Origin of the sequence: Phycicoccus mangrovi, assembly GCF_018729305.1 — a bacterium.
In the GTDB taxonomy this organism is placed as follows: Bacteria; Actinomycetota; Actinomycetes; order Actinomycetales; family Dermatophilaceae; genus Phycicoccus; species Phycicoccus jejuensis.
The window spans coordinates 53,360-78,613 of sequence record NZ_JAHHWP010000004.1 but is presented as its reverse complement, the minus strand read 5'-3'; the positions used below and the strand labels follow the sequence as shown (position 1 = coordinate 78,613).

Genomic DNA, 25,254 nt, shown 5'->3' with positions numbered 1-25,254 from the left:
AGGGCGCGACCGGGCCGGGTGGGCCGGACGAGGGGCGCCGTCGAGGCACGATCCGGCCCTCAGGACTCGCCCCGACCCCGGATCCGGTAGTACATTCGCCCCTAGACCTCTGTGATGGGTAGCCTGACGGCCCCGTCGCCACGGATTCCACCACCCCAGGAGCAGCGACGATGTCCGCGACCGAGACCCCGGCCCGCCCGTACCCCGCCCACGACCCGGCCACCTACCGCCGCCTCCCGGCGAGCAGCCGCCCGGTCGACCCGGCCCGCGTCGAGTCCCTCCTCGCGGCCGAGTGGGAGCGCTTCGCGGCGAGCACCCCGGCCTCCGGCGAGCACAACACCCGCGCTGCGCGCACCCTGCCGCTCGGCGTCACCTCCTCCTTCCAGCACTGGGACCCCTACCCCGTCTCGGTCGCCTCCGCCCGCGGCGCCTGGCTGACCGACGTCGACGGCCGCCGGATGCTCGACCTGTCGATGGGCTTCGGCGCGATGCTCGTCGGCCACCTCAACCCGACCGTCGTCGAGCACGTGCAGCGCGCGCTGACCGACACCGGCACCCTGTTCGTCACCCCGTCCCCGCAGGCCACCGAGATGAGCGAGCGGTTCTGCGAGCGCTTCGGCCTCGACATGATCCGCTTCACCAACTCCGGCACCGAGTCGCTCATGTACGCGATCCGCGCCGCCCGCGCCTACACCGGCCGCAAGGCCGTCGTGAAGATCGAGGGCGGCTACCACGGCGGCTACGACGCCCTCCAGGTGTCGGTCAAGCCCGCGCTCGAGGACATCGGCCCGGCCGAGGCCCCCGTGCCCGAGGTGCCGTTCGACGTCGAGGCCGGCACCGTCCACGTCGTCCCCTACAACGACCTCGACCGCCTGCGCGCGATCCTCGTCGAGCACGGCCGCGAGATCGCCGTCATGGTCGTCGAGCCCGTCGTCGAGAACCTCTCGATCGTCGTCCCCGACGCCGGCTACCTCGCCGGTGTCCGGGAGCTGTGCGACGAGCACGGCGTCGTCCTGCTGTTCGACGAGGTGAAGACCGGGCTCACCGCCGGCTACGCGGGCGCCGCGCAGCGCCTCGGCGTCAAGCCCGACCTCATCACCCTCGCCAAGTCGATCGGTGGCGGCCTGCCGCTCGCCGCGTTCGGTGGCCGCCGCGAGGTCATGGAGGTCGTGGTCGACGGCCGGATGGCGCACTTCGGCACCTACAACGGCAACCCGCTCGTCATGGCCGCCGCGAAGGCCGTCGACGAGATCTGCACCCCCGAGGCCCTCGCCGCCACCGAGGCGATCAACGTCCGCGCCCTCTCGGCCATCGACGACGTCATCGACACCTTCGAGCTGCCGGCCCACACCGTCGGCCTCGGCGTCAAGGGCTGCGTCACGTGGTCGACGTCGCCGGTGCGCACCTACCGCGACTACAAGGCGACGGACTTCGCGATGGCCGAGCTGTCGTGGCTGTGGGGTGTCAACCGCAACATCCTCACGCCTCCCGGCCTCGACGAGCAGTGGCTGGTCTCGCTCGCGCACACCGACGAGGACATGGACCTCCTCGTCGAGCACGTCCGCGAGCTCGCCGAGGCCCTGCGCGCCTGAGCCGCACCGACACCGCCGACACCACCACGCCCGCGCGACCGCCCGGCTAGGGTCCTGCCGTGCCCACCCGCCCCGCCCCGCCCGGGCCGACGACCCGCGACCTGCCGCCGCCCCCCGGGGTGACGCTCGTCCCGGGCGGCGCCGACGTCGCCGTGTACGCCGGGCACGCCGAGGCGGTCGACGTCTGCCTCTTCGAGCCCGGCGACACCGCCGGCACGAGCGAGCGACGGGTCGCGCTGCGCGAGCGCGCCCACGGCTGGTGGTTCGGCTTCGTCCCGGGGATGGGTCCGGGCACGCGCTACGGCGTGCGCGTCGACGGCCCCTGGTCGCCCGACCAGGGGCTGCACCACAACCCCGCCAAGCTGCTCCTCGACCCCTACGCCGGCGCCGTCGAGGGCGACGTGGCGTGGGGGCCCGAGGTGTACGGCCACCGCGTCGACGAGCAGTGGCGCGGCGACCTCGAGCACCGCTCGCCGCTCGACAGCCGGGGACACGTCCCGCGCGGCGTCGTCGTCGACCACTCCTTCGACTGGGGCGACGACGCCCCGCCGCGTCGCTCGCGCAGCGAGACGGTCGTCTACGAGGCGCACGTCCGCAACCAGACGATGCTGCTGCCAGGGGTGCCGGAGCACCTGCGCGGCACGTACGCCGGTCTGGCGCACCCGGCCTCGGTCGAGCACCTGCTCTCGCTCGGGGTGACGACGGTCGAGCTGCTGCCGGTCCACGCCTTCACCCACGAGCCCCACCTCGTGCAGCGCGGCCTGACCAACCACTGGGGCTACAACACCCTCGGGTTCATGGCGCCGCACGCGCGCTACGCCGCCGCGTCCGACCCCCAGGGGGTCGTCGACGAGGTCAAGGGCATGGTCAAGCTGCTCCACGCGGCGGGCATCGAGGTCGTCCTCGACGTCGTCTACAACCACACCGCCGAGCAGAGCCGGTCGGGGGCGATGCTCTCGTGGCGCGGCCTGGACCAGCGCGCCTACTACCGGCTCGACGAGCGCGGGCGCGACATCGACGTCACCGGCTGCGGCAACACCCTCGACCTGCGCCACCCGGTCGTCTGCCGGATGGTCCTCGACAGCCTGCGACACTGGGTGCAGGCCTACCGCGTCGACGGGTTCCGGTTCGACCTCGCCGTCGCCCTCGGCCGGGGTCGCGGCGACGACTACGACCCCGACCACCCGTTCCTCGTCGCGCTGCGCACCGACCCCGTGCTCTCGCGGGTCGTGCTCGTCGCCGAGCCCTGGGACCTCGGGATGCACGGCTGGCGCACGGGGCAGTTCCCGCCGCCGTTCCTCGAGTGGAACGACCGCTTCCGCGACACCGCCCGGCGCTTCTGGGTGGGGGACGTGCGCGCCCAGTCGCTCGGCGAGCGCGGGCACGACGCGCGCGAGCTCGCGACCCGGCTGTCCGGCTCGCGCGACCTCTTCGGGGCGCGCGACCGCGGCCCGACGGCGTCGGTCAACTTCGTCACGGCGCACGACGGGATGACCCTCGCCGACCTCGTCGCCTACGACCGCAAGCACAACGAGGCCAACGGCGAGGACAACCGCGACGGCACCGACGGCAACGGCTCGTGGAACCACGGGGTCGAGGGACCGAGCGAGGACGCCGGCGTGCTCGGCGCCCGGACGCGGGCCATCCGCAACCTCCTCGCGACCCTCCTGCTCTCGCAGGGCGTCCCCATGCTGACGGCCGGTGACGAGATCGGGCGCAGCCAGGGCGGCAACAACAACCCCTACTGCCAGGACACCGAGGTCTCGTGGGTCGACTGGCGGCTCGCGCCCTGGCAGGCCGACCTCCTCGAGACCACGCGGCACCTGCTGGCCCTGCGCCGCGCCCTCCCCGTCCTGCGCCAGCGCACCTGGCTGACCGGCCGCGAGGTCGACGACGAGGGCACGCTCGACGTCGCCTGGTACGCCGCCGACGGCCGGCCGATGGGCGACCGCTGGCACGGCGAGGGCACCCGCGTGCTCCAGATGGCCCTCGCGCCCCCCGTCGACGGCAGCAGCGCCGCGCTGCTCGTCGTGCAGGGCGGCACGGCCGACGCGGCCGTGACGCTCCCCGCGGGCGCGCACCGGCTGCTCTTCGACAGCACCCGGGAGCGGCCGCACCCCGAGGAGGAGCCGCACGAGGGCACGGTCGTCGTCCCCGGGCCGTCGGTGCGCCTCTACGTCCCCGCCTGAGCGTCGCCGTCACCCCGCGGAGACCGCCCGGTGTCGCCTCCCGACGTGTCGCGGCCCGCGTCCTAGACTGGCGGGCAGTCCGCGAGTCACCGATCCGAGGAGACACCGAGCATGACCGCGACCGCACCCGCGCCGACCGGTTTCGAACCGATCGACCCGGCCATCCGCGAGCAGTACGACCGTGACGGCTTCGTCGTCATCAAGGGAGCCCTCCCCGAGGAGGACCGGGCGTACTTCGAGAACGCCGTCGACCGCATCTACGCCGAGGAGGAGGCCGCCGGCGAGCTGCGCCCGGACCGCTCCATCCACGTCATGGGGTGGCTGCACAAGGACCCGCGCTTCCCCGAGCTGCTCACCTGGCCGACGACCTTCCCCTACATCTGGGGGAACATGGGCTGGAACATCTACACGCACCACAACCACATCGACGTCAACCCGCCGAAGGACGAGCCGCCCTTCTGGAACTGGCACCAGGACGGGTACCGGCAGAACTCGGACATCGACATGGACGTCCGTCCGATGTTCATGACGAAGATCTGCTACGCCCTGACCGACCTCTCGGAGCCGGGCTACGGCAACACCAAGGTCATCCCGGGCAGCCACAAGAACAACACCCTGGAGGGCCGCCCCGAGAAGCCGGGCGACCCGATCATCGAGCCCGAGGGTGCCGTCGAGGTGCTCCTGGAGCCGGGCGACGCGTTCATCTTCGACCGCCGCATCTGGCACAGCCGCTCGATGAACAAGAGCGAGCGCATCCGCAAGCTGATGTTCATCGGCTACACCTACCGCTGGATCCGCCCGCTCGACGAGGCGGTCGCCGACCAGTCCTCCGAGTGGTTCCAGGGCCTCTCGCCGCTGCACCAGCAGCTCCTCGGCTACGGCCCGGACCACGCGTCCTTCTGGGGCATCAAGCAGAGCGGCTGGATCGACGACGAGATCCCGCTGCGCGCCGAGCTCAAGGAGCGGGGCCTGCTCGACCGGGCCATCCCCTACCTGCGCTGACCGCGTCACGCACGGCACGACGAGGCCCCCGGACCGCACGGTCCGGGGGCCTCGTCGCGTCGCGGGGCGGGCGTGCGCCGGTCAGGCGGTGGCGATCCACCCGGCACGGGCCACGCGCTGGACGAGGATGACGGTGAGCACGCCGACGACGACGCTGGCGAGGAAGGTCAGCGGGTAGAGCCCGAGACCGCCGACGGTGAGGACGATGGCGAGAAGCATGAGCACACCGACGACGAGGGTTGCGACGCGCAGGATGCGGGCCCAGCGGGCGGAGTCCGGGTCGTCCGCCGGCGCGGTCGCGAGGATGCCGGTGCAGACCTGGTGGACGAGCAGGGTGGTGACGACGACCTGCACCGTGAGGGCGGTGACGAGCAGCGTCCCGTAGCGCGGCGAGGCGAAGAGCGGGGTCCCGAGCACCGCCCAGACCGGGATGCCGACGACGGCCGCCGACCGCGCGCGGACGAACGCCGGGTGGACGCCCGCGGCGCCCGTCAGGCCGTAGATGACCCAGGCGTACCCGACGACGTCGGGCAGGACGTCCCAGCCGTCGAGCGGCAGGTCGACGACGACGACGAGGAGACCCCAGGCGACCCACACGAAACGCTGCACGGCACGACCCTAGGGCGTCCACCGCGGACCGGGTCGCCCGGTTCGCCCGGCGGGCCCCCGGACCGGTCGACCGGTCGGCGCCGCGCCGCCCGACCGACGCCGCGCCGTGCCACCCACAGGGTGCACTCCCCAGATCCTGTGACCCCGGAAGGTTTCCCTTCCACCCGCAACCACTCCTTCCACCCGCAACCACTCCTTCCACCCGGCAAGGTCTTCCTTCCGCGGCGCATGGGATTCTTTCCGCGGCGCATGGATCCCGGGACCACACCCCTTTCCCCGGCGCCGCCGGATCCCCGTCCGGGCCCCGCCCCACAGCACGACTCGTCCGACCGACACCGCCACCGCCCGGCTCCGCACCGTGTAGACAGGCGGGCATGACGCGAGCACCCAGGCAGGTGGCCGAGGGCATCGGGCGCGTGGCGCAGGCGGCGATCTACCGGGCGGGCTCCTTCGGGCGGCGCCCGGCCGTCCCCACCGACGGCACCCGCCTCGAGGAGGCCGCCGAGAAGGTGATGTCACGCCGCGGCTTCGCCTACGTCGCCGGCTCGGCCGGCAGCGAGGCCGGGGCCCGCGCCAACCGCGAGGCGTTCGACCGCTGGCGCGTCGTCCCGCGCCTCCTCGTCGACACCTCCGAGCGAGACCTCGGCGTCGAGGTCCTCGGCCGCCGCCACGCGACGCCCCTGCTCGTCTCCCCCGTCGGCGTGCTGTCGGCCGCCCACCCCGACGCCGACCTCGCCGTCGCCCGCGCCGCCCGGGACGCCTCCGTCACCCCGGTGCTCAGCACCCAGGCGAGCGTCCCGATGGAGACCGTCGCCGAGGCGCTGGCCGGCAGCCCGTTCTGGTACCAGCTCTACTGGAGCCGCGACGACGACCTCGCCGCCTCCCTCGTCCACCGCGCCGAGGCCTGCGGCGCCGAGGCCCTCGTCGTCACCCTGGACACCGCCTACCTCGGGTGGCGACCCCGCGACCTCGACCTCGGCCACCTCCCCTTCGCGCGCGGCGAGGGCATCGCGCAGTACACCTGCGACCCGGTCTTCGCGCGGCTCGTCGCCGAGCGCGTCGCCGCCGCCTCCGCACGCCCGGCCGAACCGAGCCCCCGCCCCACCCCCACCGCCGTCCGCACCCTCCTCGCGATGAGCCGCAACCACCCCGGCGGCACCCGCGACAACCTCCGCTCCCCCGTGCCGCGCGCCGCCGTCGAGACCTTCCTCGACGTCTTCTCGCGCCCCTCGCTCACCTGGGCGGACCTCCCACGCCTGCGTGAGCTCACGAGCCTGCCGGTCGTCCTCAAGGGCGTGCTGCACCCGGACGACGCCACCCGGGCCCTCGACCTCGGCGTCGACGGCCTCTGGGTCAGCAACCACGGCGGCCGGCAGGTCGACCGCACCGTCGCGGCGCTCGACGCGCTGCCCGGCGTCGTCGCAGCCGTCCGCGAGCGCGCCCCCGGCACGCCGGTCCTCTTCGACAGCGGGGTGCGCACCGGCGTCGACGCGCTCGTCGCGCTCGCCCTCGGCGCGACCGCGGTCGGCATCGGTCGCCCCCACGTCTACGGGCTCGCCCTCGCAGGTGAGGAGGGCGTCGGCGAGGTCCTGCGCAACATCGCCGCCGAGCTCGACCTTACGGCCGCGCTCACCGGCGTCCGCACCCTCGCCGACCTCACGCCCGACCTCCTCACCCGCTCCGGCTGACCGGCATCCGGTCGAGGGGCTGCGCGCCACCCCCCGAGTGTGCAAGCGTTTCCGCACGAGGTCGCTACCCTGTGTCAGCGCACCACCGTCGCCGCGCCCGACCCACCTCATGCCCGAAGGACGAGCACCGATGACCGACACCGTGCCCACGAGCTCCCTCGTCTCCGACGAGTCGCCGTCGACCGACGCCCGCCGGATCGGCCCGGAGTTCCGCACGACGCACCCGCTGGCCAACGGCCCGGTCGTCCAGCCGGCCACGACGGTCGACGGCTTCGTCGAGACCTTCCTCGCCGAGCTGAACTACAGCCAGGGCACGCTCCTGTCGCAGTCGACGGTCAACGACCAGTACCTCGCGCTGGCCCGGACGGTGCGCCGCTACCTCATGGCCGACTGGCTCGAGACCGGCGCGCGCCGCCGCCAGGCGCAGCAGAAGACCATCGGCTACCTCTCGGCCGAGTACCTGCTGGGCCGCCAGCTCGGCAACAACGTCCTCGCGACCAACCTCCAGGACATCGCCGAGGAGGCGATGCGCCGCTGCGGCATCGACATCGCGACGCTGCGCGCGCAGGAGGTGGAGCCCGGCCTCGGCAACGGCGGTCTCGGCCGGCTCGCGGCCTGCTTCGTCGACTCCCTCGCGACGATGGACGTCCCGTGCATCGGCTACGGCATCCGCTACGAGTACGGCATCTTCCGCCAGACCTTCGAGGAGGACCGCCAGGTCGAGCGGCCGGACTCCTGGCTCTCCCTCGGCAGCCCCTGGGAGTTCCCGCACCCGGAGCGCCAGGTGCTCGTCGGCTTCGGCGGCTCGACGACCACGACGACGGACGACGCCGGCACCGAGCGGACCACGTGGACGCCCGACTGGAACGTCCTCGGGATGCCGTACCACTACATGGTCCCGGGCTTCCGCAACGGCGTCGTCAACACCCTGCGTCTGTGGAGCGCCCGCGCCACGCAGGCGTTCGACCTGCAGATCTTCAACTCCGGCGACTACGCCCAGGCCGTGCGCGCCCAGACCTTCGCCGAGAACATCTCGAAGGTCCTCTACCCGGAGGACTCCACGCCGCAGGGCAAGGAGCTGCGCCTGCAGCAGCAGTACTTCTTCGTCGCGTGCTCGCTGCACGACTTCATCGACAACACGCTGCCGGCGGACTTCGACCTGCGCCGCCTGAACGAGCGGATCATGTTCCAGCTCAACGACACCCACCCGGTGATCGCCATCCCCGAGCTGATGCGCATCCTCGTCGACCGCAAGGGCTTCGACTGGGACGAGGCGTGGAGCATCACCCAGAAGTGCTTCGCCTACACCTGCCACACCCTGCTGCCCGAGGCCCTCGAGGTCTGGCCCGTCGAGCTCCTCGGCCGGCTGCTGCCCCGCCACCTCGAGATCATCTACCGGATCAACGAGGAGTTCCTCGAGGAGGTCCGCGCGGCCTTCCCCGGCGACGAGATGCGGGTGCGCCGGATGTCGGTCATCGCCGAGTACCCCGAGCGCTCCGTGCGGATGGCCTACCTCGCGACGGTCGCCGGATCCAAGGTCAACGGCGTCGCCGAGCTGCACAGCCAGCTGCTGCGCGACAAGGTGCTGCCCGACTTCAGCGAGCTCTGGCCCGAGAAGTTCACCAACGTCACCAACGGCATCACCCCGCGCCGGTTCGTGCGCCTCGCCAACCGCCGGCTCTCGGAGCTGCTCAACGACACGATCGGTGAGGGCTGGGTCACCGACCTCGACCGGCTGCGCGAGCTCGAGCCGCTCGCCGACGACGCCTCGTTCCGCGCCGAGTTCCGCCGGGTCAAGCAGGCCAACAAGGAGCGCCTGCACGACCTGCTCAAGGTCCGTGACGGGCTCGAGATCCCCCGCGACACGATGCTCGACGTCATGGTCAAGCGCCTCCACGAGTACAAGCGCCAGACCCTCAAGCTGCTCCACATCGTCTCGCTCTACGACGACGTCGTCTCCGGCCGGGTCGCCGCCGACGACATCGTCCCGCGCACCTTCGTCTTCGGCGCCAAGGCGGCCCCCGGCTACCACATGGCGAAGGAGATCATCTTCCTCATCAACGCCGTCGCCGACGTCGTCAACAGCGACCCCGTCGTCGCCGGCCGGCTCTCGGTCGCCTTCCCGGCGAACTACAACGTGACCCTCGCCGAGAAGCTCATCCCGGCCGCCGACCTCTCCGAGCAGATCTCGCTCGCGGGCAAGGAGGCCTCGGGCACGGGCAACATGAAGTTCGCCCTCAACGGCGCGCTGACCATCGGCACCGACGACGGCGCGAACGTCGAGATCCGCCGGCTCGTCGGCGACGACCACTTCTTCCTCTTCGGGATGACCGAGCCGGAGGTCGAGCGGCTGCGGCCGGGCTACTCCCCCTCGAGCTACTACGAGGAGAACCCGCGCCTGCGCAGCACGATCGACCTCCTCGCGAGCGGCCGGTTCACCGACGGCGACCGGCAGGCGGTCGCCCCGGTCATCGACAACCTGCTCCACCAGGACGCCTTCATGGCCCTCGCGGACTTCCAGGCCTACCTCGACGCGCAGGCCCGCGTCGACGCCGCCTACCGCGATGAGGACGCCTGGTCGCGGTCGGCCATCCTCAACGTCGCGCGCTCGGGGTTCTTCTCCTCCGACCGCTCGATGCGCGACTACCTCGAGCGCATCTGGCGCGCCTGACCAGCACGCGGACGGGCGGGTGACGCGACCCGCGCCACCCGCCCCCGTCCGTGTAGGTTCGGTGGGGTGAGTGATGCCCTCCGCACCGCCCCGCCCCAGGTCCCGATCGGCCGCATCCCGGTCCAGGACGTCCGCCCCGTCGTCGACCACGGGGCGCGCCCCGCGAAGGCCGTCGTCGGCGAGGAGCTCGAGGTCTCCGCGACCGTGTTCCGGGAAGGCCACGACGCGGTCAACGCGACCGTCGTGCTCACCGACCCCGACGGCGGCGAGCACCCCGTGCCGATGACGTGCACCAACGAGGGGCTCAACACGTGGGTCGCCCGCGTGACCCCCGACCGCACCGGCTGGTGGTCCTACCGCGTCGAGGGCTGGTCGGACCCCTACGGCACCTGGGAGCACGACGCGACGATCAAGGTCGCCGCCGACGTCGACACCGAGCTGATGCTCGAGGAGGGCGCGCTCGTCCTCGAGCGGGCCCTCGACGAGGTCGACCGCACCCCCGCCCAGGAGAAGGTGCTCGTCGACGCCATCCGCACCCTGCGCGACGCGAGCCGCCCCGACCTCGTGCGCCTCAAGGCCGGCACGGACGCGGCCGTCGAGCTCGAGCTCGGCGCCCGCCCGCTGCGCGACATGGTCTCGCCGTCGGCCGAGCACGCGCTGCTCGTCGAGCGCGAGCGCGCCCTGTACGGCGCGTGGTACGAGCTCTTCCCGCGCAGCGAGGGCGCCCGCTACGACGCGGAGGACCACCGCTGGGTCACCGGCACGCTGCGCACCGCCGCCGAGCGCCTGCCGGCCATCGCCGCGATGAAGTTCGACGTCGTCTACCTCACGCCCATCCACCCGATCGGGCAGGCCGCGAAGAAGGGCCCGAACAACACCCTCGACGCGCGCCCCGAGGACCCGGGCAGCCCGTACGCCATCGGCTCCCCCGACGGCGGCCACGACGCCATCCACCCCGACCTCGGGACCTTCGCCGACTTCGACGCGTTCGTCGCCGAGGCCGAGCGCCTCGGGATGGAGGTCGCGATGGACCTCGCCCTGCAGTGCTCCCCCGACCACCCGTGGGTGGCCGAGCACCCGGAGTGGTTCACGACGCGCGCCGACGGCACGATCGCCTACGCCGAGAACCCGCCGAAGAAGTACCAGGACATCTACCCGCTGAACTTCGACAACGACCCGGCGGGCATCTACGCCGAGGTGCGCCGCGTCGTCCAGGTGTGGATCGACCACGGCGTCAAGATCTTCCGCGTCGACAACCCGCACACCAAGCCGGTCGAGTTCTGGCAGTGGATCATCGCCGACGTGGCGAAGGACCACCCCGACGTCATCTGGCTCGCCGAGGCCTTCACGAAGCCTGCGATGATGCACACGCTCGCCAAGGTCGGCTTCCAGCAGAGCTACACGTACTACACGTGGCGCAACACCGCCCCCGAGCTGCGCGAGTACCTCCAGGAGCTCTCGGGCGAGGCCGCCGACTACATGCGCCCCTCGTTCTGGCCGACGACCCACGACATCCTCACGCCGTACATGCAGTTCGGCGGCCCGGCGGCGTGGAAGGTGCGCAGCGCCCTCGCCGCGACCCTCGTGCCGACCTACGGCATCTACGCCGGCTACGAGCTGATGGAGCACGTCGCCCGCCCCGGGGCCGAGGAGCAGATCGACAACGAGAAGTACGAGTTCAAGGACCGCGGCTGGGCGGACTACGAGCCCGGCGGCCCGAAGGACGGCCAGTCCCTCGCCGGCTGGCTGACCATGCTCAACGAGGCGCGCCGCGCCCACCCGGCGCTGCACCGCCTGCGCAACATCGAGTTCCACCACGTCGACGACGAGAACTTCATCGCGTTCTCCAAGCGCCGCGTCCTCGACGACGGCACGGACGACGTCGTCCTCGTCGTCGCCAACCTCGACCCGCACTCGACCCGGGCCACGACCCTGCGCCTCGACATGCCGGCGCTCGGGCTCCAGCCGGGCGACTCCTTCGAGGCCCACGACCTCGTGACCGGCGAGACGTGGACGTGGCAGCGCGACGTCTACGTCCGCCTCGGCCCGGAGGTCGAACCCTGTCACGTCGTCGAGCTGAGGAGGCCCTGGTGAGCGCGATCCCCGGGATGGGGCACAGCACCCCGGGCCTCGGCATGAACCAGCCGGGCCTGCGGCACGACCCCGAGTGGTTCCGCACGGCCGTCTTCTACGAGGTCCTCGTGCGCGCCTTCGGCGACTCGACGGGTTCGGGCGAGGGCGACTTCAAGGGCATCATCAACCGGCTGGACTACCTCCAGTGGCTCGGCATCGACTGCCTGTGGCTGCCGCCGTTCTACGCGAGCCCGCTGCGCGACGGCGGCTACGACATCTCCGACTACACGCAGGTGCTGCCGGAGTTCGGCACGCTGCCGGAGTTCCGCGAGCTCATCACCCAGGCGCACGCCCGCGGCATCCGCATCGTCACCGACCTCGTGATGAACCACACGAGCGACCAGCACCCGTGGTTCCAGGCCTCGCGCAGCGACCCGGACGGCCCGTACGGCGACTTCTACGTCTGGTCCGACACCGACGACCGGTACACCGACGCGCGGATCATCTTCATCGACACCGAGACCTCGAACTGGACCTTCGACCCGATCCGCCGGCAGTTCTTCTGGCACCGGTTCTTCAGCCACCAGCCCGACCTCAACTTCGAGAACCCGGCCGTACACGAGGCGATCTTCGACGCCGTCCGGTTCTGGATGGACATGGGCATCGACGGCTTCCGGCTCGACGCCGTCCCCTACCTCTACGAGGAGGAGGGGCACAACTGCGAGAACCACCCGAAGACGCACGAGTTCCTCGCCTCGCTGCGCCGGATGGTCGACACCGAGTACCCGGGGCGCATCCTCCTCGCCGAGGCCAACCAGCCGCCGCGCGACGTCGTCGACTACTTCGGCACCGAGGAGTCGCCGGAGTGCCAGATGTGCTTCCACTTCCCCGTCATGCCGATGCTCTACTACGCGCTGCGCGAGGAGAAGGCGTCGCCGATCATCGACGTCCTCGCCGACACCCCGGCCATCCCGGCCGGCACCCAGTGGGGCACGTTCCTGCGCAACCACGACGAGCTGACCCTCGAGATGGTGACGCCGGAGCAGCGCGCCGCGATGTACGGCTGGTACGCGCCGGACCCCCGGATGCGCGCCAACGTCGGCATCCGGCGGCGGCTCTCGCCGCTGCTCGACAACAGCCGCCCCGAGATCGAGCTGATCCACGCGCTGCTGCTCTCGCTGCCCGGCTCGCCGTGCCTCTACTACGGAGACGAGATCGGGATGGGCGACAACATCTGGCTCGACGACCGCGACGCGGTGCGCACGCCGATGCAGTGGACCCCGGACCGCAACGCCGGCTTCTCGACCGCCGACCCCGGCAAGCTCTACCTGCCCGTCGTGCAGTCGCTGGTCCACCACTACAACCACGTCAACGTCGAGGCGCAGATGGCCTCGGGCTCCTCGCTCCTGCACTGGGTGCGCGGCATGCTCGCGGTCCGGCGCGAGCACCCCGTCTTCGGGCTCGGCGACTTCACGGTCTGCGACTCCACGCACGACCGCGTCCTCGCCTACACCCGGGTCGACCGGCGCGACCGCGACGTCGAGGACCGCTCGGCCAAGGCGGTGCTCTGCATCAACAACCTCTCCTCACGCCCACAGGCCACGACGGTGACCCTGCCGGAGGAGCTCGCCGGCTGGGAGACGCGGGACCTGTTCGGCGGCACCGGGTTCCCCGACGTCTCCGCCGACGGCACCCTCACCGTCACCCTCGGCTCGCGCGACTTCTTCTGGCTGGCGCTCGACCCGCCGCCCGGGAGCGACCGTGGCTGAGATCCACACCGGCGCGAGCCTCACCCCCTCGAAGCAGGAGCTCGTCGAGGAGTGGATGGGAGCGCAGCGCTGGTACGCCGCGAAGGGCCGGCGCCCGTCGGTGCGCCGGCTCGCGGCGTGGCGGCTCGACGACCCGGCCGGCGAGGTCGGCATCGAGACGATGGTCGTCGTCGACGAGTCCGGCGACGAGCCGGTCGTCTACCAGGTGCCGCTCACCTACCGCGGCGAGCCGCTGGCGTCTGCCGACCACGCGCTCGTCGGCACGCTCGAGCACTCGGTGCTCGGCCGCCGCTGGGTGTACGACGCGCCGCACGACCCCATCTACGCCGCGCAGCTCCTCGAGCTCGTCCAGGGGCGCGTCCCGGCCGCGTCGTCGTCCGCGTCCGACTCGGTCGACGACTCGGTCTCCGGTGTGCCGCAGCCGAGCTGGACCTCGGCCGTCCGCGTCCGCTCGTCCCGGGTCCTCACCGGCGAGCAGTCCAACACCTCGGTCATCCTCGACACCGAGGACGAGTCCGGCGCCCACGTGCCGCTCATCGTCAAGGTCTTCCGGATGCTCTCGCCCGGCGACAACCCCGACGTCGTGCTCCAGGGCGCCCTCGTCGACGCCGGCTCGCGCCGCGTGCCCGGGGTCGTCGGGGCGGTGACCGGCGCCTGGCCGCACCCCGGCCCCGAGGGCGACCGCCCGGCCCACGGCCACCTCGCCTTCGCTCAGGAGTTCCTGCCCGGCGTCGAGGACGCCTGGCGGGTCGCGCTGCGCGCCGCCGAGGACGGGACGGACTTCACCGGCCCGGCCCGCGAGCTCGGCGAGGCCACCGCCGAGGTGCACCGCACCCTCGCCGGCGTGCTCGGCACGACCCCGACGACGCGCGAGCAGGTCGACGCCATCCTCGCGAGCATGCGCTCGCGCTTCGACGCCGCCGTCGCGGCGGTGCCCGGGCTCGCGGCCGAGGCACCGGCCGTCGAGGCCGTCCTCGCCGCCGCTGCGGGCGCCGACTGGCCTGCGCTGCAACGCATCCACGGCGACTACCACCTCGGCCAGGTGCTGCGCTCCCCCGAGCGCGGCTGGGTCCTGCTCGACTTCGAGGGCGAGCCGCTGCGTCCGCTCGCCGAGCGCGTGCTGCCCGACCAGTGGGTCCGCGACGTCGCCGGGATGCTCCGCAGCTTCGACTACGTCGGCGGCACGCTCGAGCGCGTCGTCGGCCGGTCCGCCCGCTCGTGGGTCACCGCCGCCCAGGACGCCTTCCTCGACGGGTACGCCGCCGAGGCCGTCGAGGACCCCCGCCACCGCCCCGCCGTGCTCGCCGCCTTCGAGCTCGACAAGGCGCTCTACGAGGTGGTCTACGAGGCCCGCAACCGACCCGAGTGGCTCACGGTCCCTCTCGACGCCGTGACCCGGCTGACCGCCCGCTTCTCCCCCGCCACCCCGCCGCAAGGAGATCTCTCGTGACCCCCTCCCCCAGCCCCGAGGTCGGAGGCGCCATCGCCGCCCTCGTCCAGGGCCGCCACCAGCAGCCGCACGACCTGCTCGGCCAGCACCTCGAGCCGGCGGGACTGCGCATCCGCGTCCTGCGGCCGATGGCCCGCTCGGTGCGGGTGCGGTTCGAGGACGGCGAGGAGCTCACGCTCGAGCACGAGGCCGAGGGCGTGTGGACCGCCGTCCGGCCGGAGACGACGCGGACGATGGACTACCGCCTCCTCGTCGCGTGGGACGACGGCATCGAGCACGAGCAGGACGACCCCTACCGCTTCGCCCCGACCCTCGGCGAGGTCGACCTGCACCTCGTCGGCGAGGGCCGCCACGAGCAGCTGTGGACCGTCCTCGGCGCCCGCGTGCACACCTACCCGGGCCCGATGGGCGAGGTCCGCGGCACCTCCTTCGCGGTGTGGGCCCCGCGGGCCAAGGCCGTCCGGGTCGTCGGCGACTTCAACGGCTGGGACGGGCGCGTGCACCCGATGCGCCACCTCGGCAGCAGCGGCGTCTGGGAGCTCTTCGTCCCTGGTGTCGGCGCGGGTGCGGTCTACAAGTACGAGATCCGCGGCGCCGACGACGTCGTGCGCGCCAAGGCCGACCCGATGGCCCGCCGCACCGAGTGCCCGCCGCGCACCGGCTCGGTCGTCGACGAGAGCACCCACGCGTGGGACGACGCCGCCTGGATGGAGCAGCGCGCCGCGCGCGACCCGCACACCGGCCCGATGAGCGTCTACGAGGTCCACCTCGGCTCGTGGCGCCAGGGCCTCACCTACCGCGAGCTCGCCGAGCACCTCGTCAACTACGTGACCGACCTCGGGTTCACCCACGTCGAGCTCCTGCCCGTCATGGAGCACCCGTACGGCCCGTCGTGGGGCTACCAGGTGACGGGCTACTACGCCCCGACCGCACGCTTCGGCGACCCCGACGACTTCAAGTACCTCGTGGACGCCCTGCACCGGGCCGGCATCGGGGTCATCCTCGACTGGGTGCCGGGGCACTTCCCGCGCGACGAGTGGGCCCTCGCCCGCTTCGACGGTCTGCCCCTCTACGAGCACCCGGACCCCCGCCGCGGCGACCAGCCCGACTGGGGCACGCACGTGTTCGACTTCGGCCGGCTCGAGGTGCGCAACTTCCTCGTCGCCAACGCGATCTACTGGCTCGAGGAGTTCCACGTCGACGGCCTGCGGGTCGACGCCGTCGCCTCGATGCTCTACCTCGACTACTCGCGCAAGGACGGCGAGTGGATCCCCAACGTCCACGGCGGCCGCGAGCACCTCGAGGCGATCGGGCTGCTCCAGGAGGCCAACGCGACGGCCTACAAGCGCGTCCCCGGCATCGTCACGATCGCCGAGGAGTCGACCTCGTGGCCGGGCGTCACCCGCCCGACGTCCGCCGGCGGCCTCGGCTTCGGCCTCAAGTGGAACATGGGCTGGATGAACGACACCCTGCGCTACCTGCAGGAGCAGCCGGTCCACCGCCAGTACCACCACAACCTCCTGACGTTCTCGCTCATGTACGCGTTCAGCGAGAGCTTCGTGCTGCCGATCAGCCACGACGAGGTCGTCCACGGCAAGGGCTCGCTGCTGACGAAGATCCCCGGCGAGCGGCCCGAGCAGCTCGCGACGCTGCGTGCCTTCCTCGCCTACATGTGGAGCCACCCCGGCAAGCAGCTGCTCTTCATGGGCTCGGAGTTCGCCCAGCCCCAGGAGTGGGCCGACGGGCGCTCGCTCGAGTGGTGGCTCCTCGACCACGCCGCGCACCACCGCGTGCACGCCCTCGTCAAGCAGCTCAACGCGCTCTACCGCGCGCACCCCGCCCTCTGGACGCTCGACGAGCAGCCCGCCGGCTTCCGCTGGCTCGACGCCGACGACAACACCGGCAACCTCCTGTCGTACCTGCGCCACGAGCGGCACGACGGCACGGGCGACGTCGTCGTCACGGCCGTCAACTACAGCGGCGAGGACAAGGAGTGGGTCCGCCTCGGCGTGCCGCGCTCCGGCGACTGGGAGGTCGTCCTCGACACGAGCGGCTATGACGAGGCCGGCAGCCCGAGCCAGGGCGGTGTCGTCCTGACCGCCGAGCCGACGCCGTGGAACGACCAGCCGTGGTCGGTCACGGTGCGGGTCGCCCGCCTCTCGACGGTCTACCTCGCGCCGGTCCCCGGCACCGAGCGTCCGGCCACCGTCCTCGACATCTGACGACGCGCGAACGGCCCGGCGGGTGACAGGGTCCCGCCGGGCCGTCGTGCGCGCCGCCCGTCAGATGAACAGCAGCTGCGCGCCGTCGGTGAGCTCGATGAAGTCGCTGGCGGAGATGATGCCCTCGACGCCCTCGTAGAGGTCGTCCTCGGTCACGTGGTTCATGTCCGCCGACATCCGGCAGGCCCACATGTGCACCCCGGAGCCGCTGAGCAGCTCGAGGAACTCCGGCACGTCGGGCACGTCGAGGTCGGCGATCTGCTTCTTCATCATCTTCGTCGCCGCGGCCGTGGCCCCCGGCAGGGCGCCGAGCATGTGGTGGATCCCCATGCCGCTGTGGCCCGGCGGGTGCATCGCCGTGTTGCCGACGAAGCTGAACTTGAGGTCGGCCATCGTCGCGCGCGTGATGATGTCGAAGCCCCAGAAGGTGAAGAACATGTGCGTCTCGACGCCCTCGCCGACAGCGGCGTTGGCGAGGATGAGGCCCGGGTAGGCCATGTCGAGGTTGCCCTTGGAGCAGATGATCGCGAGCTTGCGCCCGCTGTCGACGGCGTCGTCGAACGAGGGGACGACGACGGGTGCGGTGTCGGTGGCGGTCATGTCAGACACATCCCTTGGGCTTGGGCAGGCCGGAGACGTAGGCCATCTTCTTGGCGGGCTTGCCGGGGAAGAGCGCGAAGAGCTGCTTGACGGGCGTCCCGGTCTGCGTTGAGACACGGCGCAGCGTGGCGGTCTCGCCCTGGGCGGCGAAGTCGTCGCGCAGGAAGTGGATGAGCTTCCAGTGCTCGTCGCCGAGCTGGAGTCCGATGAGGCCGGCGAGCTCCGGGGCGAGGTCCTCGCTCCACTCGTCGGGGCGGGTGAGGAAGCCCTCCTCGTTGACCTCGACCTGGTGGCCGGCGATCGTCGTGGTGGTCATCGCGGTGTGTCCTTTCCGTGGGGCTCAGGCGGGGTTCTTGCCGGCCATCGACATCTCGGCGGGCAGGCCGAGCGGGTGACCGGGGAGCAGGGCGTTCCAGTAGACGTGCCGGAACGCGAGCTTGCCGAGGTGGTTGGTGCGCGACTCCCCGAGCAGCCGCATGGGGCCGACCTTCGGGAGGGGGAAGGTGCCCGTCAGGGGCTCGGTGTCGTAGTTGAAGTCGAGGAGCAGCGCCTTGCCGTGGCCCGACTCGACGAAGCAGTTCGCGTGTCCGTCGAAGGAGTGGGTCATCGGCCGGCCGGCGACGTGCTCGACGAAGTTCTCGACGAAGACGTCGACCGAGAAGTGCGCGACCGACCCCGCCTTGCTCGTCGGGATGTTGCTCGCGTCGCCGAGGGCGAAGACGTCGTCGTACCCGTGCGCGAGGAAGGTGTGCTTGTCGACCGGCACGTAGTTGAGCTCGTCGCCGAGCCCCGACGTGCCGACGAAGTCCGCGCCCATGTTGAGCGGCACGGTGACGAGCTGGTCGTAGGCGACCTCCCGCTCGTCGAAGGAGACGATGACCTTCCGCTCCTGGTCGATCCGCTCGATCATGAAGTCGGGCTCGACGGTGATGCCCTTCTCCTCGAGGAGGCTGCCGAGCGTCCGGCTCGCGACGGGCTTGGTGAACGCGCCGTCGAGCGGGGTGACGAAGACGAGCTCGGTGCGCTCGCGCAGGCCGCGCTGGCGGAGCCAGTCGTCGGCGAGGAAGGTGAACTCCAGCGGCGCGACCGGGCACTTGATCGGCAGCTCGGTGATGTGCACGACGAGACGACCGCCCGTGAAGGTGTCGAGCTGCTCGTGCAGGGCGAGGGCGCCCTCGTACGTGTAGAACTCACCGACCTCCTGGTGCCACTGCGGCCCGAGGGTCCCCTCGGTCTGGTCGGGGCGCGGCGAGGTGCCGGTGGCGATGACGAGCTGGTCCCAGGGCAGGACGCGGCCGCCCTCGAGGCGCACCTCGTGCGCCTCGGTGTCGACCCGTTCGACCACCCCCATGACGACGTCGACGCCGTCGTGGATGAAGGGGCGCTTGGTCTTGCGGACCTGCTCGGGGGTGTTGATCCCGAAGGGGATGAACAGGTACCCCGGCTGGTAGTCGTGGACGTCGTCGCGGTCGACGACGGTGATGGTCCACGCCTCGCGGGACAGCCGCTTGCGCAGCTTGTTGACGATCATCGTCCCGGCGGTCCCGGCGCCGAGGACCAGCAGGTGCTTCTGGGTTCCGGTCATGGTCCATTACTACTCGTCGTAGTAGTTGCGTGTCTACCCCGTGGGGTATGTCCCGGTGTGATCTCGCAGACACCGTCACCTGTCGGTGGTGCGGGTGGTCTGCGAGGATCGGCGCCATGACCTCCTCGCGCGCCGGACAGCCCGCCCAGCCCTCCGACCTCGTCGACGTCGCGGCGCTCGTCACGGCGTACTACACGCGCGTGCCCGACCCCGAGGACGTCGACCAGCAGGTCGCGTTCGGGACCTCCGGCCACCGCGGCTCGAGCCTGCGCACCTCGTTCAACGAGGCGCACATCCTCGCGACGACGCAGGCCATCTGCGACTACCGGCGCGAGCAGGGTTACGACGGACCGCTGTTCATGGGTCGTGACACCCACGGCCTGTCCGAGCCCGCGTGGTCGAGCGCGCTCGAGGTGCTCGCCGCGAACGACGTCACGGTGCTCGTCGACTCCGCCGACCGCTACACCCCGACCCCGGCGGTCTCCCACGCGATCCTGGTCGCCAACCGTGGCAAGGTCTCCGGCGTCGACGACATGCCGGCCGGCCGCGGCCTCGCCGACGGCATCGTCGTCACCCCGTCGCACAACCCGCCGACCGACGGCGGCTTCAAGTACAACCCCCCGCACGGCGGGCCGGCCGACTCCGACGCGACGAAGGTCATCGCCGCGGCGGCCAACGCGTACCTGCGCGCCGGGCTGGACGGCGTGCGGCGCATCCCCTTCGCGCGCGCCCGGGCCGCCGCGCAGTCCTACGACTTCATGGGCCGCTACGTCGACGACCTGCCGAACGTCCTCGACCTCGATGCCGTCCGCGAGGCCGGGGTCCGCATCGGCGCCGACCCCCTCGGGGGTGCGGCCGTCGACTACTGGGGCGCCATCGCCGAGCGGCACCGCCTCGACCTCACGGTCGTCAACCCGCTCGTCGACCCGACCTGGCGCTTCATGACGCTCGACTGGGACGGCAAGATCCGGATGGACTGCTCCTCCCCCTCGGCGATGGCCTCGCTCATCGAGCGGCGCGACGAGTACGACGTCGCGACCGGCAACGACGCCGACAGCGACCGTCACGGCATCGTCACCCCGGACGCCGGTCTCATGAACCCCAACCACTACCTCGCGGTCGCCATCCGCTACCTCTACGGCGGGGCGCGCCCGCAGTGGCGCGAGGACGGCTTCATCGGCAAGACCCTCGTGTCGAGCTCGATGATCGACCGGGTCGCGGCGGACCTCGGGCGCCGGCTCGTCGAGGTGCCGGTCGGCTTCAAGTGGTTCGTGCCCGGGCTGCTCGACGGCTCCGGCCCGTTCGGCGGCGAGGAGTCGGCCGGCGCGTCGTTCCTGCGCCACGACGGCTCGGTGTGGACGACCGACAAGGACGGCATCCTCCTCGCGCTGCTCGCCTCCGAGATCATCGCGCGCACCGGGCGGACCCCGAGCGAGCACTACGGCGACCTCGTCGCGCGCCACGGCGAGCCGGCCTACGCCCGCATCGACGCCCCCGCCGACCGCGCGCAGAAGGCCAAGCTCGCGGCCCTCTCCCCCGCCGACGTCGCGGCCGAGACCCTCGCCGGCGAGCCGATCACCGCCAAGCTCACCGAGGCCCCCGGCAACGGCGCGGCCATCGGCGGCCTCAAGGTCGTCACCGAGTCGGCGTGGTTCGCGGCGCGGCCGAGCGGCACCGAGGACGTCTACAAGATCTACGCCGAGTCCTTCCGCGGCCCCGACCACCTCGCCCAGGTCCAGGCCGAGGCCAAGGACGTCGTCTCCGCCGCCCTCGGCTCCTGACCCGACCGCCCCACTCGCCCCATCAGCCCCCGCATTTCGGGGTCACCCCGAAATGTCCACGAGACCCCGGCTCCGAGCCGGGGTCTCGTGGACGAACCGGGGTCTCCCCCGGTGCCGGGCCGATCTCACCGTGCCGGAGCGACCTCGCCGTGGCGGGGTGGTGCCGCCGCGCCAGGGTGGTGTCGCCGTGCCGGGGTGGTGCCGCCGCGCCAGGGTGGTGTCGCCGTGCCGGGGTGGTGCCGCCGCGCCAGGGTGGTGTCGCCGTGCCGGGGTGCCGTGTCGGGGCGGCAGGACGAGATCAGGGCGGCGTGGTGGTCAGCGGTCGTCGATCTTCGCGACGAGCCTGGTCAGCATCGTGACGTTGCGGCTCGTGCTGCTCGCCGGGCCGAGGATGCGCTCCCAGTCGCGCGTGACCAGACGCGAGTCCGTCGACTTCCCGCGCATCCGCCAGTGCACGTCGCTCCCCCGGACGACGATGGTGTCGAACTCGTTCGAGAGCGCCTCGAGCGCCGCGCCGTCCGCGGCCGACGGCGCCGAGCGCAGGAACGTCACGAAGTGCGTGTCACCGTCGGCGACCTCGAACGGCCGGTCCTCCAGCACCGCACGCAGCTGCGCCGGCGTCCGGACGAACGTCGAGCACTCGAACCCGAGCTCCTCCTCGAGCGCCGCCTGCACCGCGCGCTCCACCGCGGCCCGAGCCCCGGTCGCGTCGAGGACGACGTTGCCGCTGTTGACGTACGTCCACACGTCCTCGTACCCGAGGCCCTCGCACACGGCGACCACGCGGCTCATCGCGACGCGGCGCCGGCCGACGTTGACGGCCCGCAGGAACCCCACCCGGGTGCTCATGGCGCCCACCCTAGGCCCGTCGCGCGCCCCGGTGGGACGCTCGCCGAGCTGCGCCGCCGGCGGGAGCTCAGCCCGCCGCCGGACCCGTCGTGAGCCGCACCTGCTCGTCCGAGAGCCACAGTCCGATCAACCCCGCGAAGTGCGCCTCGAAGCGCTCCCACTCCTGCGGCGGGTACGTCTGCTGCACGGTGGAGACGAGCATCCGGTGGAAGTCCTCGGAGCCGACCCACTCGAGGACCATCTCGGGGACGTGCGCGAGCGTCGAGTCGCAGAAGGCGCGGTAACGCTCGGCCTCGAAGTGGTCGTCGGCCAGGGCCTGGTAGGCGGCCAGGCGACCCTGGTGGTCGAGCACCTCGTCGTCGGCCACGGCGAACCACGGGGCGGTGTCGATGTGCGGCCGCGGCGAGCGCCCGGTCACGGTGCAGAACGTCGTCCAGCGCAGCAGCGCCGTCATCGCCCAGGGGAAGTAGTAGTGCAGCGACGTGACGGCGACGTCTGGGCACGCGTTCGCGTAGTCGATGGGGTACACGACCCCGTCCTTGACGAGCATCTCGCAGGAGTTGAACTCCCACCGGAAGAAGGCGTTGACGGTCTGGCTCACCGTGAGGACCTCACGGCCGACCTCGTCGGAGAGGAAGTCGTGGACGACGGCGTAGCGCTCGTGCATCGGCTCCTCGGGGCGGAACTTCATCGCCATCGTCTCGGGGCCGATGGTCAGCGTGCGGACGAAGTGCTCGTAGTCCGGCACCGACGCCTGCAGGTGCATGAGCATCTCGCCGGAGTCGTCGTACGCCCGGTGCAGGTCCTCGCGGTCGCGGACCTGCGAGACGCCGCGCCAGCCACCGCCGTCGAAGGGCTTCATGTAGAGCGGGTAGCCGAGCGAGTCGGCGATCTCGTCGAGGTCGAACGAACGGTTGTACTTCGCCGAGGTGAAGGCCCAGCGGGCGTTGTCGACGGGGTTCTTGTACGGCACGAGCACGGTCTCGGGCACGTTCATCCCGAGCCGCATGAGCGCGCAGTACGCCGAGTGCTTCTCCATCGACTGGAAGGTGAACGGGCTGTTGAGCAGGTAGACGTCGTCCATGAGCGCGGCCTTCTTGAGCCACTCGCGCGGGTGGTAGTACCAGTGCGCGAGCCGGTCGATGACGAGCTCGTGGCGCGCCCGGTCGCGCAGGTTGAACGGCTCGATCGTCATCCGCTCGGTCGAGAGCGTGTGCCGCGAGCCGTCGGGCGCGGTGAGCACGCCCAGCCGGGCGGCGAGCGCCTCGAACGCGGTCGGCCAGTCCTGCTCGGCGCCGAGCAGGAGGCCGACGGGGTGGTCGGTCGGGTCGGTCACGGCGAGGTCCCTTCGTCAGGTGAAGCGGGGCAGGTGGTGGGCGAGCTGGCGGGACCACCACGGCCAGTCGTGGGCGCTGTCGTGGCCCCAGACGTCGAGCTCGTGGCGGATCCCCTTGCCGGACAGCACGTTCGCGAACTCGTGGGTGGCGGGCAGCGACCTCGTCGGCGAGACCTCGAACGGCCCCTGGCCGACGACGAGGAGGATGGACACCCGCGAGCGCAGCCAGTCGAGGTGGTCCCCACCGGCGTGCGCGAGGTAGGCCGAGGGGTTCGAGAAGTACGTGGCGTCGCCGACCTCGCCCCAGCCGTTCCACGTCGTCGGGTCGTAGTTGCCCGAGAGCCCGATGGCGACGGGCACGACGTCGGCGCGGGTCAGCGCGAGGTGCACGGCGTGGTACGCGCCCATCGACGGCCCGACCGCCACGACCTCCGACGAGCCGCCGGTCTCGGCCCGCACCCACGGGAGGACCGCCTCCGACAGCCACGCCGTGTAGGCCCCGGCACGGCGGGCGCGCTCCTCGGTCGGCAGCGAGGTGTCGGACCAGGACCAGCCGTCGAGGGAGTCGACGCAGAAGAGGTTGACCCGGCCGGCGTCGACGAGCGGGCGGACCGCGTCGAGCATCCCGTTGCCCTCGGCGTCACGGGCCGCGCCGGCCTCGGACGGGAAGAGCAGGACCGGCCGCCCCCAGTGGCCGTACCGCACGACCTCGAGGTCGGCGTCGTGACCGGGGACCCCGAGCCGGACGCTGCGCTGCTCCATGCGCCCCGACCCTAGCCGGGCGTCAGGCCGGCTCGCCCTCGGAGCACCACACCGTCCGCAGGACGTCGGTGAGCGTGGGGTCGAGCGCGTCACGCCACGCCGTGTACGAGTGCAGGTCGTCGACCTCGCGGTGGCGCACGTCGTGGCCGGCGCGGGCGAGGGCCGCGGCCATGTCACGGTTGTTCGCGGCGTTCTCCTCGAGCGCGCCGCACGTCATCCCGACGACGAGCGGGTGCTCCGCGTGCCGCGTGTCGAGGACGGCCTGGACCGCGCGGGAGATGCGGCCGAAGTACCGGAAGCCGCTCTCGGAGTCGTCGTGTCGGACCTGGAAGAACGAGCCCGACTGCGCGAGAACCCCACCCACGCGCGGAGCGGCGGCCAGGGCCAGCAGCAGCGCCGTCAGGCCGCCGAGGCTGGCCCCGACGACGACGACCGGCGCCGAGACGGGATGCGCCGCCGCGATCCGGTCCAGCCCGGCCTCGGCGACGGTGCGCAGGTAGCCGGGCGAGCCGGAGTACCACGCGTCGCGCAGGACCGGATGGGCCAGCGCGACACGGTGCGGCGGGAGGACGCCGGCCTCGACGAGCGCGCCGGAGTAGCGCGTCATCCCGGCGAGCAGGTCGTACTCGGGCCCGTCGTGGACGAGGAGCAGCGGCGCGGGCTCGTCGTCGGCGAGCTGCTCGGGGGTCCACACGGTGACGGGCACGTCGTCGGCGGTCTCCCCCGCGACGGCCATCGGCGACATCCGCCCGGGGGCGACGGGCGCGTCGAGCCACCACGGCGGTGCGTAGCCGGGCAGCTCGAGCACCGACCGGTCGCCGAACGCGGTGGCGACGCGCAGCGGGTTGGCGGGGTCGCAGACGACCTCGGTCTCCTCGCCCCGGCGCAGCGCGAGCCGGTACTCGACGCGCCCGAGGGCGGGCCGGGGCAGGACGAGCCGCCAGCCCCCGGGGACCGCCGTGAACTCCCGCGGACCGGGCACGGCGGGGTCGCAGTCGAGCGAGACCCCGGTGAGCGTGGCGTCGTCGGTGTCGTGGACGAGCTCGAGGGTCTCGTCAAGGACGACGACGGGCACC

At 72.2% G+C, this 25,254-nt stretch carries 18 protein-coding genes; 10 read left to right on the top strand and 8 right to left on the bottom strand.

The window, feature by feature from the left end; genetic code table 11:
- Window positions 1–170: 170 nt before the first annotated feature.
- From KMZ30_RS01380 to KMZ30_RS01370, 3 genes are all read left to right on the top strand, one after another.
- Window positions 171–1,592 (top strand): aspartate aminotransferase family protein, encoded by a 1,422-nt coding sequence (locus tag KMZ30_RS01380; protein ID WP_215511062.1) that lies wholly within the window; start codon window positions 171–173, stop codon window positions 1,590–1,592.
- Window positions 1,593–1,651: 59 nt separating this feature from the next.
- A complete protein-coding gene (gene glgX / locus KMZ30_RS01375; RefSeq protein WP_215511061.1) occupies window positions 1,652–3,781 on the top strand; it encodes a glycogen debranching protein GlgX in 2,130 nt (709 codons plus the stop codon).
- 111 nt (window positions 3,782–3,892) lie between these two features.
- Window positions 3,893–4,783 carry a phytanoyl-CoA dioxygenase family protein gene (locus KMZ30_RS01370; protein ID WP_215511060.1) on the top strand — a complete coding sequence of 297 codons (891 nt, stop codon included), beginning with the start codon at window positions 3,893–3,895 and terminating at the stop codon, window positions 4,781–4,783.
- 81 nt (window positions 4,784–4,864) lie between these two features.
- On the opposite strand, the gene KMZ30_RS01365 is transcribed toward KMZ30_RS01370, so the two are convergent.
- Window positions 4,865–5,392: a hypothetical protein gene (locus tag KMZ30_RS01365; protein ID WP_215511059.1), complete on the bottom strand. Its 528-nt coding sequence runs from the start codon at window positions 5,390–5,392 to the stop codon at window positions 4,865–4,867.
- A gap of 374 nt (window positions 5,393–5,766) precedes the next feature.
- On the opposite strand from KMZ30_RS01365, the gene KMZ30_RS01360 reads away from it, so the two are divergent.
- The 6 genes from KMZ30_RS01360 to glgB all read left to right on the top strand — a co-directional run bounded on the left by KMZ30_RS01360 (window position 5,767) and on the right by glgB (window position 17,265).
- The gene (locus KMZ30_RS01360; protein WP_215511058.1) at window positions 5,767–7,080 is read left to right on the top strand and encodes an alpha-hydroxy-acid oxidizing protein; all 1,314 of its coding nucleotides are present in this window, start codon (window positions 5,767–5,769) and stop codon (window positions 7,078–7,080) included.
- 130 nt (window positions 7,081–7,210) lie between these two features.
- Window positions 7,211–9,751, top strand: a complete 2,541-nt coding sequence (locus KMZ30_RS01355) for a glycogen/starch/alpha-glucan phosphorylase (RefSeq protein WP_215511057.1) — start codon at window positions 7,211–7,213, stop codon at window positions 9,749–9,751.
- A gap of 66 nt (window positions 9,752–9,817) precedes the next feature.
- Window positions 9,818–11,845 carry an alpha-1,4-glucan--maltose-1-phosphate maltosyltransferase gene (locus KMZ30_RS01350; RefSeq protein ID WP_215511056.1) on the top strand — a complete coding sequence of 676 codons (2,028 nt, stop codon included), beginning with the start codon at window positions 9,818–9,820 and terminating at the stop codon, window positions 11,843–11,845.
- 14 nt (window positions 11,846–11,859) lie between these two features.
- A complete protein-coding gene (treS, locus tag KMZ30_RS01345; RefSeq protein WP_215511238.1) occupies window positions 11,860–13,593 on the top strand; it encodes a maltose alpha-D-glucosyltransferase in 1,734 nt (577 codons plus the stop codon).
- A complete protein-coding gene (locus KMZ30_RS01340) occupies window positions 13,586–15,043 on the top strand; it encodes a maltokinase N-terminal cap-like domain-containing protein (RefSeq protein ID WP_215511055.1) in 1,458 nt (485 codons plus the stop codon). Before treS ends, KMZ30_RS01340 begins: the two co-directional genes overlap by 8 nt.
- Entirely contained in the window at window positions 15,040–17,265 is a 2,226-nt protein-coding gene (glgB, locus tag KMZ30_RS01335; RefSeq protein ID WP_215511054.1) for a 1,4-alpha-glucan branching protein GlgB, read from the top strand. Before KMZ30_RS01340 ends, glgB begins: the two co-directional genes overlap by 4 nt.
- A 60-nt stretch (window positions 17,266–17,325) precedes the next feature.
- Here the strand turns inward: glgB and KMZ30_RS01330 are convergent, their stop codons facing one another.
- From KMZ30_RS01330 to sqr, 3 genes are read right to left on the bottom strand one after another with little or no spacing between them, the layout of a single operon-like run.
- Window positions 17,326–17,865, bottom strand: a complete 540-nt coding sequence (locus KMZ30_RS01330; RefSeq protein WP_215511053.1) for a DsrE/DsrF/DrsH-like family protein — start codon at window positions 17,863–17,865, stop codon at window positions 17,326–17,328.
- Between the two features lies 1 nt (window position 17,866).
- Window positions 17,867–18,181, bottom strand: a complete 315-nt coding sequence (locus KMZ30_RS01325; protein ID WP_215511052.1) for a TusE/DsrC/DsvC family sulfur relay protein — start codon at window positions 18,179–18,181, stop codon at window positions 17,867–17,869.
- A gap of 24 nt (window positions 18,182–18,205) precedes the next feature.
- On the bottom strand, window positions 18,206–19,450 hold the full coding sequence (gene sqr / locus KMZ30_RS01320; protein ID WP_215511051.1) for a type III sulfide quinone reductase, selenoprotein subtype: 1,245 nt from the start codon (window positions 19,448–19,450) through the stop codon (window positions 18,206–18,208).
- A gap of 116 nt (window positions 19,451–19,566) precedes the next feature.
- Between sqr and pgm the strand changes: the two genes are divergently transcribed.
- A complete protein-coding gene (gene pgm / locus KMZ30_RS01315) occupies window positions 19,567–21,231 on the top strand; it encodes a phosphoglucomutase (alpha-D-glucose-1,6-bisphosphate-dependent) (RefSeq protein WP_215511050.1) in 1,665 nt (554 codons plus the stop codon).
- A 315-nt stretch (window positions 21,232–21,546) separates the two neighbouring features.
- Here pgm and KMZ30_RS01310 read toward each other — a convergent pair whose 3' ends face one another.
- From KMZ30_RS01310 to KMZ30_RS01295, 4 genes are all read right to left on the bottom strand, one after another.
- A complete protein-coding gene (locus tag KMZ30_RS01310) occupies window positions 21,547–22,080 on the bottom strand; it encodes a DUF1697 domain-containing protein (protein WP_215511049.1) in 534 nt (177 codons plus the stop codon).
- A 67-nt stretch (window positions 22,081–22,147) separates the two neighbouring features.
- Window positions 22,148–23,416, bottom strand: a complete 1,269-nt coding sequence (locus tag KMZ30_RS01305; protein WP_215511048.1) for an ATP-grasp domain-containing protein — start codon at window positions 23,414–23,416, stop codon at window positions 22,148–22,150.
- 15 nt (window positions 23,417–23,431) lie between these two features.
- A complete protein-coding gene (locus KMZ30_RS01300; protein WP_215511047.1) occupies window positions 23,432–24,178 on the bottom strand; it encodes an esterase family protein in 747 nt (248 codons plus the stop codon).
- A 22-nt stretch (window positions 24,179–24,200) separates the two neighbouring features.
- Window positions 24,201–25,253 carry an alpha/beta hydrolase-fold protein gene (locus KMZ30_RS01295; RefSeq protein WP_215519841.1) on the bottom strand — a complete coding sequence of 351 codons (1,053 nt, stop codon included), beginning with the start codon at window positions 25,251–25,253 and terminating at the stop codon, window positions 24,201–24,203.
- Between the last annotated feature and the right edge of the window lies 1 nt (window position 25,254).

Bases quoted from the DNA above. Each gene is read 5' to 3' on its own strand.
- KMZ30_RS01380 (WP_215511062.1), top strand. From the start codon at position 171: ATGTCCGCGACCGAGACCCCGGCCCGCCCGTACCCCGCCCACGACCCG.
- KMZ30_RS01370 (WP_215511060.1), top strand. From the start codon at position 3,893: ATGACCGCGACCGCACCCGCGCCGACCGGTTTCGAACCGATCGACCCG.
- KMZ30_RS01360 (WP_215511058.1), top strand. From the start codon at position 5,767: ATGACGCGAGCACCCAGGCAGGTGGCCGAGGGCATCGGGCGCGTGGCG.
- KMZ30_RS01355 (WP_215511057.1), top strand. From the start codon at position 7,211: ATGACCGACACCGTGCCCACGAGCTCCCTCGTCTCCGACGAGTCGCCG.
- treS (WP_215511238.1), top strand. From the start codon at position 11,860: ATGGGGCACAGCACCCCGGGCCTCGGCATGAACCAGCCGGGCCTGCGG.
- KMZ30_RS01330 (WP_215511053.1), bottom strand. From the start codon at position 17,865: ATGACCGCCACCGACACCGCACCCGTCGTCGTCCCCTCGTTCGACGAC.
- KMZ30_RS01325 (WP_215511052.1), bottom strand. From the start codon at position 18,181: ATGACCACCACGACGATCGCCGGCCACCAGGTCGAGGTCAACGAGGAG.
- sqr (WP_215511051.1), bottom strand. From the start codon at position 19,450: ATGACCGGAACCCAGAAGCACCTGCTGGTCCTCGGCGCCGGGACCGCC.
- pgm (WP_215511050.1), top strand. From the start codon at position 19,567: ATGACCTCCTCGCGCGCCGGACAGCCCGCCCAGCCCTCCGACCTCGTC.
- KMZ30_RS01310 (WP_215511049.1), bottom strand. From the start codon at position 22,080: ATGAGCACCCGGGTGGGGTTCCTGCGGGCCGTCAACGTCGGCCGGCGC.
- KMZ30_RS01300 (WP_215511047.1), bottom strand. From the start codon at position 24,178: ATGGAGCAGCGCAGCGTCCGGCTCGGGGTCCCCGGTCACGACGCCGAC.